12 protein-coding genes are annotated in these 14,505 nt (G+C 67.5%); 3 read left to right on the top strand and 9 right to left on the bottom strand.

The features are described from left to right. The first annotated feature begins 31 nt into the window (after positions 1 to 31). Positions 32 to 1,477, top strand: coding sequence for an FAD-dependent oxidoreductase (locus AC07UW_RS11900; RefSeq protein WP_223497401.1), 1,446 nt, complete (start codon positions 32 to 34; stop codon positions 1,475 to 1,477). Here AC07UW_RS11900 and AC07UW_RS11895 read toward each other — a convergent pair. Continuing rightward, complete coding sequence (locus AC07UW_RS11895; RefSeq protein ID WP_495212198.1) at positions 1,463 to 3,892, bottom strand: response regulator; 2,430 nt, start codon at positions 3,890 to 3,892, stop codon at positions 1,463 to 1,465. The genes AC07UW_RS11900 and AC07UW_RS11895 overlap by 15 nt on opposite strands. Positions 3,893 to 4,046: 154 nt before the next feature. On the opposite strand from AC07UW_RS11895, the gene AC07UW_RS11890 reads away from it, so the two are divergent. After that, positions 4,047 to 4,916 (top strand): methylglyoxal synthase, encoded by an 870-nt coding sequence (locus tag AC07UW_RS11890; RefSeq protein ID WP_495212117.1) that lies wholly within the window; start codon positions 4,047 to 4,049, stop codon positions 4,914 to 4,916. A gap of 363 nt (positions 4,917 to 5,279) precedes the next feature. On the opposite strand, the gene AC07UW_RS11885 is transcribed toward AC07UW_RS11890, so the two are convergent. Genes AC07UW_RS11885 through ttcA form a run of 3 tightly spaced genes read right to left on the bottom strand, consistent with a single transcriptional unit; the run spans position 5,280 to position 7,957 of the window. Then, a complete protein-coding gene (locus tag AC07UW_RS11885; RefSeq protein WP_495212116.1) occupies positions 5,280 to 6,059 on the bottom strand; it encodes a M48 family metallopeptidase in 780 nt (259 codons plus the stop codon). Positions 6,060 to 6,118: 59 nt separating this feature from the next. Further along, positions 6,119 to 7,024, bottom strand: a complete 906-nt coding sequence (locus AC07UW_RS11880; RefSeq protein ID WP_089241793.1) for a recombination-associated protein RdgC — start codon at positions 7,022 to 7,024, stop codon at positions 6,119 to 6,121. 36 nt (positions 7,025 to 7,060) lie between these two features. Further along, entirely contained in the window at positions 7,061 to 7,957 is an 897-nt protein-coding gene (ttcA, locus tag AC07UW_RS11875; protein WP_313251463.1) for a tRNA 2-thiocytidine(32) synthetase TtcA, read from the bottom strand. A 90-nt stretch (positions 7,958 to 8,047) separates the two neighbouring features. On the opposite strand from ttcA, the gene AC07UW_RS11870 reads away from it, so the two are divergent. Beyond that, the gene (locus tag AC07UW_RS11870; protein ID WP_032978412.1) at positions 8,048 to 8,251 is read left to right on the top strand and encodes a YdcH family protein; all 204 of its coding nucleotides are present in this window, start codon (positions 8,048 to 8,050) and stop codon (positions 8,249 to 8,251) included. A gap of 109 nt (positions 8,252 to 8,360) precedes the next feature. Here AC07UW_RS11870 and AC07UW_RS11865 read toward each other — a convergent pair whose 3' ends face one another. From AC07UW_RS11865 to AC07UW_RS11845, 5 genes are all read right to left on the bottom strand, one after another. Continuing rightward, entirely contained in the window at positions 8,361 to 8,717 is a 357-nt protein-coding gene (locus tag AC07UW_RS11865; RefSeq protein ID WP_495212115.1) for a hypothetical protein, read from the bottom strand. Beyond that, entirely contained in the window at positions 8,714 to 11,350 is a 2,637-nt protein-coding gene (gene plsB, locus AC07UW_RS11860) for a glycerol-3-phosphate 1-O-acyltransferase PlsB (protein ID WP_025875424.1), read from the bottom strand. The genes AC07UW_RS11865 and plsB overlap by 4 nt, the downstream gene beginning before the upstream one ends. Beyond that, positions 11,350 to 12,303: a hypothetical protein gene (locus AC07UW_RS11855; RefSeq protein ID WP_336023035.1), complete on the bottom strand. Its 954-nt coding sequence runs from the start codon at positions 12,301 to 12,303 to the stop codon at positions 11,350 to 11,352. The genes plsB and AC07UW_RS11855 overlap by 1 nt, the downstream gene beginning before the upstream one ends. Before the next feature lie 515 nt (positions 12,304 to 12,818). Next, a complete protein-coding gene (gene pyrF / locus AC07UW_RS11850; RefSeq protein ID WP_336023033.1) occupies positions 12,819 to 13,544 on the bottom strand; it encodes an orotidine-5'-phosphate decarboxylase in 726 nt (241 codons plus the stop codon). Next, the gene (locus AC07UW_RS11845) at positions 13,541 to 14,461 is read right to left on the bottom strand and encodes a 5'-nucleotidase, lipoprotein e(P4) family (RefSeq protein ID WP_100554315.1); all 921 of its coding nucleotides are present in this window, start codon (positions 14,459 to 14,461) and stop codon (positions 13,541 to 13,543) included. Before AC07UW_RS11845 ends, pyrF begins: the two co-directional genes overlap by 4 nt. Between the last annotated feature and the right edge of the window lie 44 nt (positions 14,462 to 14,505).

Genomic DNA, 14,505 nt, shown 5'->3' with positions numbered 1-14,505 from the left:
GGCCGGCATCCGGAAATCCACAGAGTCCGCCATGAGCCGCAAGCACGCCTTCCAGTTCCTCGACCTGCCCCGGACCATGCCGCAGCGCATCCCGGTTGAACTGCGCACCTCCGGCGACTGGGGCGAGCTGTACGGAAAATTCGGCAAGGAGGATGCGCAGTACCAGGCCGGTCGCTGCCTGGACTGTGGCAACCCGTACTGCAGCTGGAAGTGCCCGGTGCACAACGCCATTCCGCAATGGCTGCAGCTGGTGCAGGAAAACCGCATCCACGAAGCAGCCACGCTGTGCCACAGCACCAACCCGTTGCCGGAAGTGTGCGGCCGGGTGTGCCCGCAGGATCGCCTGTGCGAGGGCAGCTGCACGCTGGAAGAGTTTGGTGCGGTCACCATCGGCGCGGTGGAGAAGTACATCGTCGATACCGCGCTGGCTACCGGCTGGCGGCCGGACATGACGGCGGTGCAGCCCACCGGCCACACGGTGGCGGTGATCGGTGCCGGCCCCGCGGGGCTGGCCTGTGCCGACCGCCTGGCGCATGCCGGCATCACCGCGGTGGTCTACGACCGTTACGAACAGGTCGGTGGCCTGCTGCAGTTCGGCATCCCCAGTTTCAAGCTGGACAAGGACGTGATCCGTCGTCGTCGCGACGTGCTTGAAGGCATGGGCGTGCAGTTCCGCCTCGGCGTGGAGATCGGCCGCGACATCAGCCTGCAGCAGCTGCTGGACACCCACGATGCGGTGTTCGTCGGTACCGGCGCGTATCGCTACACCGATGGGGGCCTCGACGGCCAGGACCTGAAGGGCGTGCTGCCGGCATTGCCGTTCCTGGTGCAGAACAGCCGCATCGTCGGCGGCGATGATCCGCAGGGTCGGCCGATCGCCGGCTGGGAAGACCAGATCGCCCTGCCCGACCTCAATGGCAAGCGCGTGGTAGTCCTCGGCGGTGGCGACACTGGCATGGACTGCGTGCGCAGCGCGGTGCGACTGGGCGCGGCCAAGGTCACCTGTGCCTACCGCCGCGACGAAGCCAACATGCCGGGCAGCGCGCGCGAAGTGGCCAACGCTCGCGAGGAAGGCGTGCGCTTTCTGTTCAACCGCCAGCCGCTGTCGATCGAAGCCGGCGCCGATGACGAAGTGATCGGGGTGACGGTGGTCGAGACGCGCCTGGGCGAACCCGATGCCAACGGCCGCCAGAACGCCGTGCCGATCGAGGGCAGCGAGTCGCTGCTGGAAGCGGACGTGGTGATCATCGCGTTCGGTTTCTCGCCCAGCGTGCCGTCGTGGCTGGCCGAGCATGGCGTGGAGGGCCAGGCCAACGGCCGCATCCTCGCCGGAGGCAAGGGCAAGCTGCCCTTCCAGACCGCCCATCCCCGCCTGTTCGCCGGTGGTGACGCAGTGCGCGGTGCCGATCTGGTGGTGACCGCCGTGGCCGAAGGTCGCGACGCCGCCGCCAGCATCGCCCGGCTACTGGCGCACTGACAGATCGAGCGGCATCAGCACTGCGGCCAGGGTGGCATGCAGTGCCTGGCGGTCGACCGGCTTGGCGATGAAATGATCGATGCCAGCGTCGAGGCAGGCCTGACGGGTACTGTCGAGCACGCTGGCGGTCAACGCGATGATCGGCACCCTTGCCGCGTCGGCACGGGGATCGGCGCGGATCGCGCGGGCCAGGGCAAAGCCGTCCATGCCCGGCATGTGGCAGTCGGTGATGACCAACGCGAACCGTTGTGTCTGCCACGCCTGCCAGGCTTGCTCGCCATTGGCGGTGGCATGCACCTGCAGGCCCAGTTCCCGCAGGCGCCGGACCAGCAGCTGCAGGTTGGTGGGATGGTCTTCGGCAACCAGTACCCGCACCGGCGGCAGCGTTGGCAGGTCAGCGGCCTCGCCACGATGCTCCGCCGATGGCGCGTCGCAGGCCGGCAGGTACAGGTCCAGCCACACCGTGGTACCCGCGCCCGGCGTGCTGCACAGCTGCAGTTGCCCGCCCATCGACGCCGCCAGTTCCCGGCAGATCGCGAGGCCCAGGCCACTGCCACCGAAGCGACGGGTGGTGGAGGCATCGGCCTGGGTAAACGCTGCGAACACCGCCCGCTGGCGCTCTCGACTGATGCCCACACCGGTATCGGTCACCTGCAGCCGCACCAGCTGGCCATGCTCGCGCTGCTGCTGCACCCGCACCTGCAGATCCACGCCACCCTGTAGAGTGAACTTCAGCGCGTTGCCCGTCAGGTTGAACAGGATCTGGCGCAGGCGCAGCCCATCCGCCAACGATCCCCGCTGCAGCGCAGGATCCACCTCGCAGCGCAGATGCAATCCCTTGCTTGCCGCCACCGGCACCAGCAGTCGCTGTACCGCCCGCAACAGCTCGGCCAGGTCGATGGGCATGCACTGCGATGGCTGTGGGCCAGACTGCAGGCGCTGGCTGTGCAGCACGTCATCGAGGATCTGCCGCAGCATCTGCGCCGCATCATCGATGGTCGCCAATACCTGACGCTGGCGCGCATCCAGTGCACCGCTGCCGAAGCGCTCCAGCATTCCCAGCAAGGTGCTCATTGGCGTGCGGATCTCGTGGCTCATGGTGGCCAGGAAATGGGTCTTTGCGGCAGCGGCCTGCTCCGCGTCGCGCCGGGCATCGTTCAATGCCTGCGTACGCGTGCGCGCCTCGGTAACGTCCATCCAGTACCCGCTCCATTCCACGCCGCTGTCGCTGCAGGCAATCGGTCGCCCGTGTGAACGTACCCAGCGCCAGCCGTTCGGACCGCGCGTGCGGAAGGTGATGTCGATTGGCCCGCGCAACAGCGCGGCGGCATCGACGCAGGCCAGCACCGGGCGGCGATCCTGTGGATGGACTGCCGCCAGCAGGCTTCCATGGTCAACCCGTGCGGTATCCACGCTGATCCCGAACAGGGCATGCACATCGCCGGCAATGTGGGGAACGCTGTACTCGCCGGTACTGCTGCGCCGCGCCCGGTACACCACCGCCGGCAGGTTGGCGGTGACCTCCTGCAGCCGCTGCTCCAACGCCTGCCTGCGCAGGCCTTCGCGGTGCAGTCGCCAGTGTCCGAACGCATACACCAGGCCCATTGTCAGCAGCACCAGCAGCACCGCGATCGACCCGCGCAGCGGCGACACCGGCGCGTGGCCGGGGCGAGGGGATGTCGAGATCCAGTGTGCCTGCAATGCCTCGCGCTGCTCGTGCGTCATGCCTGCCTGCAACTGGTTGAAGCGGGCTACCAGATGCGCGCACGCCGGCAGCGCGGCCAGGACCAGTGCGTCGCTGAAGCCGGCTGGCGCCGCCACGTCCAGCACGTCGCCAGGCTGATTGCGCAGGGTGGCTTCCACTTCCACCAGGTTGCCCACCACCGCATCGATCTGCCCGCTGATCAGCAGCTGCAGTGCCTTGTCCAATGCCGCCACCTGCAGCAGCGGCACATCCGCGCCCGTTTCCTCCAGTACCTTGGCAAGCGGCACGATGTCGGGGCTGGCCACGCCCTGACCGTGCAGTCCGTCCAGGCCGATGATCGACCGCGTATCGGGGCGTCGCACGATCACCTGCGGTACCTGCAGGTAGGGCACGCTGGCCACCCAGCCTTTCGGCTTCTGCGCACGCGGCCAACCGAGCACGGCGTGGGTCCCGGCAGGCAGCGCAGCGGCGGCCAGCGCCGTCGCCGCGACCGGTGTGGCGCGCAGCGTGGGGTACTGTTCCTGCAGCAGCGCCAGGTAGGCGGCCACCAGGCCGTGGGGCTGGTCGTCCAGACTGGACGACAACGGTGCACGATCGCCCGGATAGGCAAGCAGGATGGGACCTTCGCACTGCCCGGCCCAGGCCGGCGCCGACAACAGCGACAGGGCGACGATGCGGGCCAGGCGGCCAGCGACATTCACGGTGGACATCCTCATGTCGCAGCCAGGGGCGTGGCCGCATCGCGATACGACCTCCTGCCACGCTAGCGACGCCCTTCCCAGCAACAATGAGGAAATTTGTAAAACCCTCCGAAACCGCCAATAGCGACATACACTGCCGCTTCTACCGATCCCGGAGCTTTCGATGCGCATCGGCCTGGCCGCCAACCGTCTCCATCACAACGACGCGCGCGCCGCACTGTTCCGCTGGCTGCGCGCCAGCGAACCGGGGCTGCGCGAACTGGGCGTGACACTGTGTGCGGTCGGCCGTACCCATGATGCGATCCAGCGCAACGGTTTCCTTGCCGGTTACGACGGCCTGCAGCGCTATCCGTACGGTCGCGAAGGCGGGTTGATGAAGCTGGTGGCCGAAGTGGTGGGCATGGGTGCCGAGCGTACGCTGGATGGTGCGGTCTATCTGATGGATCCGGTGGACCCTTCCTCGGTGTTCCCTGAAGCGACCGCGCTCAAGCGCCAGTGCGTGATTCACGGCAAGCCTTTCATTTCCACCGTAGCCACGGCCCGCGACTGGATCGAGGTGGAGCGCCTCCATGCGGGCTTGGCCGCCGATGCCGGCGCCGACGACCTGCATGCATTCGAAGGGCAGACGCTGGCGTTGATCGCGCACGATGCGATGAAGCCGGCGATGCTGGCGTTCGCCGATGAACACTTCGACGTACTGGCGCGCTTCGGCGAACGCGTCGCCACCGGTACCACCGGCCAGCGCTTGAACGAGCTGGCCTGGAGCCGCGGCTGGCCAGCGGATGCGGCGTGGGTGACGCGCTACCAGAGCGGCCCGTTGGGCGGCGATGCACAGATTGCCGACCGCGTGCTGGAAGGTCGTTGCCAGCGCGCGATCTTCTTCGAGGATCCGCATGTGGCGCGCCAGCACGAAGCGGACATCCAGCTGCTGGAGCGGGCGGTGACCACGGTGACCGATCAGGCGGTGTGCATCACTGCGCCGCGCGTGGCGGCGCGGTGGGCGGAGGCGGCGGTCCTGCGCGCGGGTCGATGAGGTTTGCGGCCAACGGCTGAGCCCCTCGTGGTGGCCGTTCAGATCAAAAGCCGTGCTTGGCCGGGCGGGGTGGATTGCGCAGGGGTCGCTGCAAGTACGTCCATGTAAGCTCGGTCGCCGCATCCATGCGGCTCACGCCCCTGCGCAACCCACCCCGCCCGGCCACGGATGGTTTCCGTGCTGACCACGGAAGAGAAAAGGAAGAGCAGGAGCAAAGCGGGTCGCGCGCTATGCGCGCTTCTGTAGAGCCGATTTTGCTCGACTGCGCCGCCGGCTCTATGGAGTGGAGCCCCTTCTGTTGAAGGGGCGCGCCGAAGGCGGGGGTAGAGGAGGAATGCGTGGGCAGGTGCTGTAGCGCAGGCACTACAGCAGCTGCCGAAGCATTGCTTTCAATCTGCGCCCTTCCAGCTGGAAGTAGTCGCGTTGCTCGCGCCAGTCGGGGAAGCGTTGTTCCACTTCGTGCCAGAACGCGGGCGAGTGGTTGGCCTGGATCAGGTGGCAGAGTTCGTGCACCAGCACGTACTCGAAGGCGGCGGGACGGCCCAGTACCAGTGCCAGGTCCAGCGCCATGCTGCCGTCGGGGGCCAGCGAGCCCCATTGCGAGGACATCACCTTCAACCGCAGGCGACTGGGCGCGCGCGGCAGGCCGGGCAGGTACTTCGGCAACCAGCGGCCGACATCGGCGCGGGTCTGTGCTTCGTAGAATTCGCGCAGCAGGCGGCGCAGGGTCGCATCGCCGCCCCGGCTCGGCCATTGCACACAGGCACCGTGCCCGTCGATTTCCAGCCGCGCGTAGCGGCCTTCCTGCCAGCGCAGTGGCAACAACTCGCCGCGCAGCGGCAGCACCCCTTCAACGCCGGGCTGCAACGCGGCGGGCAGACCATGCCCCTGGTAGTGGCGCAGCTGCAGCCCGAGCCATTCGCGATGCAGTTCGAGGAAGCGCTCGCCCATCACCAGGCTGGCACGTGGCGGCAACGTCAGTCGTGCGCCGCGCTCATCGACGCTGAGCTTGATCCGGCGCGCGCGCGGATCACGCACGCGCAGTATCTCGATCTCGACATCATCCAGGCGCAGGCGAACGGTATCGCGCTGCACGGTGGCGGGTGGGACCGGCGAGATCAGGCGGCGCAGCAGACGGCTCATGGTCCCAGCATAGCGCCGTGCGAGGCCGCCGGATGACCGGCGGCCGACGGCCTGCCTGTTCAGTCAGCCTTGCTGAGCTTGAAGGCTTCTTCAAGCAGCAGGAACAGGCGACGGATCTCCGCACTCTGCAGGGCGAAGCGGGCGTCGAACTCGGCACGGCGGCCGTCTTCGTCGGCATGTTCCAGCTGGTCCAGCGCGCCGTCCAGGAACTTCAGCTTGCGCACGATCAGGTCGTCGCCCAGCACGAAGGACAGGTTGTCCTCGAACACCAGGGCCAGCTTGGTCACCTGCTTGCCGGCATCCAGGTGCTTGTCGATCTCGTCGCAGCGCAGTTCCTGGTGCTGGCACTTGACCACCGCGCCGCCTTCCACCGGGTCCTTCATCTCGCACTCCTCGCCCAGGCTGAAGCCGGTGGGCAGGGGCTCGCCGGCGATCCAGCCGGTCAGGATCGAACGCGGCGCGACTTCGGCGTTCAGCGGCATCGCCGGGAAGCTGCCGAGCAGGCCGCGAATGTCGGACATGAAGTATTCGCCGGTCTTGCGGCTGGAGGTGTCCACCACCACGTAGCCATGCAGCTGGTCGATGAAGGCATCGTTGCGCGAGGACTTCACGAAGGCGCGCGGCAGCAGTTCATGCAGCAGGTCGTCCTTCATGCGCTTGCGCTCGCGGCCACCGGGGCGGCGGCCTTCCTTCTCTTCGATCTCCTCCAGCTTGCGCTCGAGCAGGTCGTTGACCACCGCGCCGGGCAGGATCTTGTCCTCGCCACCGACGGTCAGCCACAGGTGTTCAGCAATGCGGTGCGAGAGAGCTTCCTTCTCTTCGCGGCCGAACGGTGAGATGAAACCACGCGAGTTCATTTCCAGCGCGCCGACCGGCTTGAGCAGGGCGTGCGGCAGCAGGGTGTCGACTTCGGAAAAATCAGTGGAGGTCGGGAAGCGGAAGAACGTCAGGTTGCGAAAGAACATGGAATTCCGGTGTCTGAAGAAGAAGGGCGCCCGACCTTAAACGGCAGGCGTCTCGGGAACTGCGTCGGCCAGCCAGGCATCGGCATGTGCCGCATCGCCACGGCGGCCCAGGGCCATGAAATCGAACAAGGCGGCATCGGCCAGCTGCGCAGGTCGCACGTCGGCCATCGCCCGTGCGATCTGTTCGATGCGCCCGGGATGGTCCTGGTCCCACTGCTTGAGCATCAGGCCGACCTGCCGACGCTGCAGGTTTTCCTGGCTGCCGCACAGGGTGCAGGGAATGATCGGGAAACGGCGTGCCTGCGCGTACTGCGCGATGTCGTGCTCGCGCACGTACGCCAGCGGGCGGATCACCACGTGCTGGCCATCGTCGCTGAGCAGCTTCGGTGGCATGGCGGCCAGCTTGGCATGGTGGAACAGGTTCAGGAAAAACGTGGCCACCACATCATCACAATGGTGGCCCAGTGCGATCTTGCTGAAGCCATGCGTCCTGGCATGGTTGTACAGCGCGCCACGGCGCAGGCGTGAGCACAGCGAACACATCGTGCGCCCCTCCGGAATGACCCGGCTGACCACTGAATACGTGTCCTGCTCGATGATCTGGTACGGCACGCCCAGCCCGGCAAGGTACTCCGGCAGGACATGCTCGGGGAAACCGGGCTGTTTCTGGTCCAGGTTCACCGCCACCAGTTCGAACGGCACCGGCGCCTTTTTCTGCAGCTGCAGCAGCATGTCCAGCAGGGTGTAGCTGTCCTTGCCGCCGGACAGGCAGACCATGACCTTGTCGCCTGCTTCGATCATTCCGAAGTCGGCGATGGCCTGGCCGACCTGGCGGCGCAGGCGCTTGCCCAGCTTGTCCGCCCCGAGCCCGTCCACGCGCGGATCGCGCGGAACGCGCTGCGGGGGATCGGGCAGGGAGATCACGGCGGACATGGCGCCATTCTACCGGCTTGTGGCAGCCCGGACCCGGGGTCGGGATTCCCCTCTCCCGGCAGTCATCGTCGCTGTGTATGCTCGGAGACCGTGGACACCTACAACCCCGCCGAAATCGTCGAACACCTCGTCGCCCTGCGCGCCGAGCACCGGTCGCTGGATGAACAGATCGCGCGCATGGCCGCCAACGGCGAAGATGAGCTGGAGTTCAAGCGCCTGAAGCGGCGCAAGCTGCAGCTGAAGGACTGCATCACCAAGCTGGAAAGCCTGCAGATTCCGGACGAACCGGCGTAACCGGTGGCCCATCCACGCATGGCGTGGATCTACTGGCCCACGCCGCCCCGAACGCCGATGGCACAGCGGCCACCTATGGACCCACGCCATGCGTGGATGGGACCCTGCATCAACGCGGCAGCGCCAGCTCCGCACTCCAGGCCGCCTCACCGTCCACGGTCAGGTCGCAGCGCCGCACGTTGTCGGCACCGGAACAGCGCAGCCCCAGCGGGTGCCCGTACCAGTCGCCGGCAAGACCCTGCCGAGCGGCGGATTCATCACCGCTGATACGCACCTCGCCGGCCAGCCACAGGCGGTAGTGCGCCTGTTGCCCGGTCTCTGCCTGCAGACACAGGCGCACCGGCGCATCGGCCAGTCGCCCGGGCAGGTTGTCGTCAACGCAGGCTTCTGCAGCCTGCACCGAAGTAACCGCAAGGCCTCCGGCCGCGATCAACGCGGCCAGGCCCGACAGGCGCCGCAGGTTCAATCCTGCGGTGCCGGTTCGTCCGGGCGCGCCGCTTCCGGGCTGACCCGTTCGATGGTGTGGCGCAGTTCGCGGCCGAGGATGAACTTGGCATCCTTGGCCCAGGCATCCAGGCGCTCGTCGAACAGCAGCTTGCTGTTCTCGTCCGGCCACACCAGGCGCAGCTCGCGCAGCTTCTGGATGAAGCCGCGGAACAGCGACTTGTCGAAGAACTCCGGCGCGGCCGGCGCATAGAGCAGGCTCAGGCGCTGTGCGGCCTGCTGGCACAGGCTCTCCAGCTCGGCGGCGCCGAGCGTGCCCGGGCCGTTCTTCACCAGCACCGAAATGGCGATGTAATAGCGCTCGAACGCCTGCTGCAGCGAATGGCCGATCGCCCGCAGGCGGAACACTTCGTCGGTCTGCCCGGTGTTGCGCGCAAGGATGCCGCCGTCGTCTTCGTTGACGTTCTGCAGCAGGCCCTCACGCACGAACACGTCGATGGTCTGGTCGATGCGCTGGGCGAACTCGTCCTCGGTCCACGGCAGGAACAGTTCGGCCTGCAGGAACGGGTACACCGTGCGGCCCAGCTGGACCAGGCCGGTGCGGCTCATGCGGCGGTTGTTCTGGAAGCAGCAGGCCACCCACGACGACGCGGTGAACAGGTGCACCACGTTGTTGCGGAAGTAGCTCAGCAGCACCGCGGTGTCGCCGCTGACGCTGAGCACATCGCCCAGCGGGTGCTTGATGCGGGTGAGGACGTTGATCTCTTCGGCGTGGGCGATGATCCGCTCCGGCGAGTGCGGGGTCACTGTCACCCGGCCCGAATACGGCATCTCCACCAGCAGGGTCTTGCACAGCTCGATCTGCGCGATCAGGTCGGCCTCGCCCATCGCATGCTTGGGCGTGGACAGCAGGGCCAGCGCCAGCAGGTTGATCGGATTGACGTCGGCGGCGCCGTTGATGCGCACCTGGATGCGCTCGGCCAGGGTGTCGACGGTGGTCGACAGCCACGAGGGCTTCTCGTCCTCGGACACCGCCTCGCCACCCCACTCCGGAGCCTTCTCGGCCAGCACATCGTTCAGCGCGATGGGTTCGCCGAAGTTCACCACCACCTGGCCGTAGTTCTGCTTGAGCACCTTGGGGATGCCCCACAGCAGCTGCCAGATCGATTCCTTCTCCTTGGGCCGCCCGGACAGTTCATCCAGGTAGCTGCCGCCCTCCATCAGCTTCTCGTAGCCGATGTAGATGGGCTGGAACAGCACCGGCTTGCGCGGCTGGCGCAGGAACGCGCGCAGGGTCATCGAGATCATGCCGCCCTTGGGCTGCAGCAACCGGCCGGTACGCGAGCGCCCGCCCTCGACGAAGTACTCGATGGAATAGCCACCGGCGACCAGCTGCGCCACGTACTCGCTGAGCACCGCCGAATACAGCGCGTTGCCGCGGATCGAGCGGCGGATGAAGAACGCACCGCCCTTGCGCAGCAGGGTGCCCACCACCGGCAGGTTCAGGTTGATACCGGCCACGATGTGCGGCGGCACGATACCGCGGTCGTACAGCAGGTAGGACAGCAGCAGGTAGTCCATGTGGCTGCGGTGGCTGGGCACGTAGACCACTTCGTGGCCCGGCGCTGCGGCCTTGAACTTGTCCAGGTGGTGCACCAGCACGCCGGCGTAGATGCGGTTCCACACATGGCTGAGCATGAAGCTGGCCGAGCGCACCACCGGGCTGGAATAGTCCGCGGCGATTTCCCAGGCGTAGGCATGCGCCTTCTTCCAGGCATCGCTGGTTTTGCTGTTGTCGCGCTTGGCCTGCGAGGCGATCGCCTCGCGCACCGTCTCGGCGGCCAGCACCTGGTCCACCAGCAGGCGCCGGGTCGACAGGTCCGGACCGATCACCGACTCGCGGATGCGGCGGAAATGGGTACGCAGCACGCGCTGCAGCTTGCGCACCGTACGCTCGGGCTCCAGGCCCTCGTCGACCGTGCTGCGCAGCGAGATCGGCGGTGCGAAGCGGACGATGGTGTTGCGGCCGTTCAGCAGCAGGCCGAGCAGGCGGCGGAAGCGGCCGACCAGCGCCCAGTTTTCCGAGAACAACACGGCGAACCAGCCGCTCTGCTTGTCCGGGGCGCGGCCGACGAAGATCGACACCGGCACCAGGTGCACATCCAGGTCGTCGCGCACGCGATGGGCTTGCAGGACCTTGGCCAGCGAATCGGAATGGGTCTTGGCGCCGCGCTGCTCGGGAATCAGCGAGTTGCTGGAGCTGCGGCGCGACAGGGCCAGATAGGCGCGCTTGCGGCCGGTGGGGTCACCGGCCAGCGGTACCAGCGGCGAGGGCAGGCCGGCCTGGCGGCAGGCCTTGTCCAGGATCAGCGCGTTGGACAGGCCGTAGTCTTCCAGCACGTACATGACCGGGCGGCCATCGTTGTACTGGCCCGGGTCTTCCGGCTCGATCTTCAGCGACAGCCAGGGTTCCACCAGGCGCCCGAGCAGGCGCGCCCAAAGCGGGCGGCGGCCGGCAGGACGCGCGTGCACAGGCGTCGCCGCCGGCGGCGTGCCGGCGTCGGTCGAGGGGGACGCCGGCGCCGTATCGGCGGGCGTCGGCTGGGATTCTTCGCCGGGGAACGGCAGCGGGTTCTGTTTCGACATCGACGTCATTATGGCTTAGCCGATGGCGTTGCCGCTTCCCCATCGGTTGCCGGGGGGGTGACAGGGTCCGGAGCAGCGGCGGCGCGCGCCGCATCAGCCTGACGCAGCAGGGCGTCGGTATCGGCCAGGGTGCGGGTCAGGTACCAGTGGCCCTCACGCCGGCTCAGCGGCACCTGCACGGTCATCGCGCGGCCGGCGAGCTCGTACTGAAGGCGCACCAGGGCATTGTCGCCTTCCACCGACAACAGCTCACCACGCACGCTGCGCAGCGCCTCGTCCACGCCCAGCCCGTAGCTGGCCAGCACGGCCTTCACCGTCTGGATGAACGGCGCCAGCTGCTGCAGGCTGCCTTCCATGCCTGCGGCCTGCAGGCCGGCGTCGTCATGGAAACCGACCTTGGCCGCGGCGCCTACGAGGGCGGCGATGCTGCTGCGGGCCCTGGCACGGTCGCTGATGGGCGCGTCCTGTGCCCAGGCCGCCAGGGTCTGTACCAATTGGATGTAGTGCGCCTGCTGGCCGGGCGTATAACCCTTCTGGTGCCGCAGGTACTGCACACCGAAGTTGCCCATCGACTGCGCGGCCTGACGCACCGCGCGGGCCTGGCCAGCCAGCTGGCGGTCGAAACTGCGCTGCAGCTGCACGCTGGCGCCGGGCTCACGCAGCGCCGCCAGCATCGGCAGCAACTGGTCGCCGAGCGGCAGTCCGGTCAGCGGCCACTGGCTGTGGCCGTCGGCCCATGCCTGCTGCAGGCGCTGGTACTGGCTGGGGGGCACCGACAGCTTCGCATAGCCGACCAGATCGTCCTCGGCCAGCCGTTGCGCCATCGCCTGTACTGCGGCGACAGGTTCGGCCGGCGCGGCGGCCGGATCACTGCCGGATTCACGGCACGCGGCGATGGCCAGCAGCAGCATGGCCGCCAGCCCCCATCCCCGCGCAGACCTTCCTCGCACTACAACGCTCATGCAATCGGACTCCCCGGACCGGTCCGCATCTTGCGGCCTGCGACGTGACAGCGGCAAGCCGGGCCGTCACGGTTTCTGCCATGGCCCGACTGCGCGGTGGCTCAATGCCGCGCGCCGACGGGTCTCTCCGTACCGGGCGGACAAAAAAAAAGAGCCCGGATCACAGGGATCGCAGACTCTTCAAACCGGCGCAAGGCCGGTGGACAGTGTTGTGGCGCATGTCCGGTCCGAAGACCGGATGGCGGCGATCCTACGCTGCCCATAAAGTTAACGCAACACATGACAAAACATCATTCAACTCATTGATTTCATTGGATCAGATACGTCACCAGATCTCTTCAATGAAATCTACGGCATGTTTTCCGGCGATTCGGGCATAAACGTCGGGGTCAGCGGCACACAGTTTCCCCGCGCGGGTCCGGGTACGTCAGGGCAACAGGCACACACGCGAACGCCATCCCGCGTTCGACGGGATGGCGCTCGTGGTGCCGCCGTAACCGCCTTCGCGGCGGGGCTCAGCGCGTGGCCAGCGCCGCCGCGATTTCCTGCTGGATCGCGCGTGCTGCGGCCTGCGGATCAGATGCCAGGCGGATCGGACGACCGACCACGATGGCATCGGCGCCATCGGCAAAGGCCTGCGCCACACCCACGGTGCGCTTCTGGTCATCGCCGACCGGGCCACCGGGGCGGATGCCCGGGCAGACAATCGAGAAACCGGCGCCGGTCGCGGCGCGGATCGGACCGGCTTCCTGGCCAGAGGCGATCACGCCGTCGATGCCAGCGGCCTGTGCGGCCAGCGCGCGTTCGACCACGACCTCCACCGGTTCGCGGTCGATGCCCATCTGCGCCAGGTCCGCGCGGCCCATCGAGGTCAGCACGGTCACCGCCAGCAGGCGCATGTCGCCGCTGTTGGCGGCTGCGCAGGCCTCCATCATCGCCGGGTGCCAGCCGTGGATGGTGGCATAGCTGACCGGCCACTGCGCCAAGCGCTTGATCACCGCCGCGGCGGTGGCGGGGATATCGAAGAACTTGAGATCGACGAACACGCGCTTGTCGCGGCGTGCCAGCTCGTCCAGCACCTGGAAGTACTCGCCGGAGGCGAGCAGTTCCATGCCGATCTTGTAGAACGCCACGCTGTCGCCAAGGCGGTCGACCCACTCCAGCGCCTGCACGCGATCAGGCACGTCCAGCGCGAAGATCAGGCGCTCGTCGTCGCGCAGCGGCAGCGGGGCGCGGCTCACGGCGCGTAGTCCAGCGCGGCACGCTTGGCGTCATGACGGGCCTGCCGCGACTGCGAATAATCATTGTTGAACTGTGCCGGCTCAAAGCCGCCGTAGGTCGGGTTCGGCAGCATCCACCAACGCTCGCCGAACCAGTCGTGATACTGCTGCAGCAGCGCGTCGCGGCCATCATTGGTGTTGGCGGTCACTTCCACGAAGTCACCCAGCTGGTCGCCGAACTGCATCAGCACGCGGTACTTCTGGCCGGCCAGGCGGCGGCGGCAGTTCTTCTCGCTGCCGGCCTGCTCGCACCCTTCAACCACGGTGCCCAGACCGAGGAACACGCTGTCATCGGCCACCGGCAGGCCCTGCTCGCGCAGGTTGGCCAGGGTCGCGTCCTTCAGATGCACGGCACGGTTGGAGATGTACAGCAGGGTCACGCCCTTGGCGTTGGCAGCCTTGGCGAAATCGACCACGCCGGGAATGGCCTTGGCCTTCTTTTCGGCGACCCACTGGTCCCAGCTGAGTTCGTCGTATTCCTTGCCGTCACGCACCAGTCGAGCCTGGTAGGGCGAGTTGTCCAGTACGGTCTCGTCCACGTCCAGCACCACGGCCGGCTTCAGGCCCTTGGCCTCGTTGCCGCGCTCTTCCGGCACCAGCGCGTCCCAGTGGGCTTCCTTCAGCGCGACGTCCAGGTGGTCTGCGGCCGCGCGGTAGGTCTGCTCGGTGATCGCCTTGTATTCCTGCGCGCGCTGCATCCACAGCACGGCATTGAGGTTGTCGTTGGCGGTCGCGTCGAGGGCACCGTCGGCCTTGGCGGCGGCGGCCGGGGCTTGCGGGGTGGCGGCTTCGGCAGGCGCTTCCACGCGCTTGCAGGCGGACAGGCCCAGCGCCGCGGTGGCGAGCAGGGTCAGGGACAAGGAAACGGGACGACGCATGGATTCACCGGCAATCAGATATACCGGCCCATTTTACCGGCAAA

This window comes from Stenotrophomonas sp. GW821-FHT02D01, from assembly GCF_059421765.1.
This window is presented reverse-complemented; position numbering and strand designations above follow the sequence as displayed.

Bases quoted from the DNA above. Each gene is read 5' to 3' on its own strand.
- AC07UW_RS11900 (WP_223497401.1), top strand. From the start codon at position 32: ATGAGCCGCAAGCACGCCTTCCAGTTCCTCGACCTGCCCCGGACCATG.
- AC07UW_RS11895 (WP_495212198.1), bottom strand. From the start codon at position 3,892: ATGTCCACCGTGAATGTCGCTGGCCGCCTGGCCCGCATCGTCGCCCTG.
- AC07UW_RS11890 (WP_495212117.1), top strand. From the start codon at position 4,047: ATGCGCATCGGCCTGGCCGCCAACCGTCTCCATCACAACGACGCGCGC.
- AC07UW_RS11885 (WP_495212116.1), bottom strand. From the start codon at position 6,059: ATGAGCCGTCTGCTGCGCCGCCTGATCTCGCCGGTCCCACCCGCCACC.
- AC07UW_RS11880 (WP_089241793.1), bottom strand. From the start codon at position 7,024: ATGTTCTTTCGCAACCTGACGTTCTTCCGCTTCCCGACCTCCACTGAT.
- ttcA (WP_313251463.1), bottom strand. From the start codon at position 7,957: ATGTCCGCCGTGATCTCCCTGCCCGATCCCCCGCAGCGCGTTCCGCGC.
- plsB (WP_025875424.1), bottom strand. From the start codon at position 11,350: ATGACGTCGATGTCGAAACAGAACCCGCTGCCGTTCCCCGGCGAAGAA.
- AC07UW_RS11855 (WP_336023035.1), bottom strand. From the start codon at position 12,303: ATGAGCGTTGTAGTGCGAGGAAGGTCTGCGCGGGGATGGGGGCTGGCG.
- AC07UW_RS11845 (WP_100554315.1), bottom strand. From the start codon at position 14,461: ATGCGTCGTCCCGTTTCCTTGTCCCTGACCCTGCTCGCCACCGCGGCG.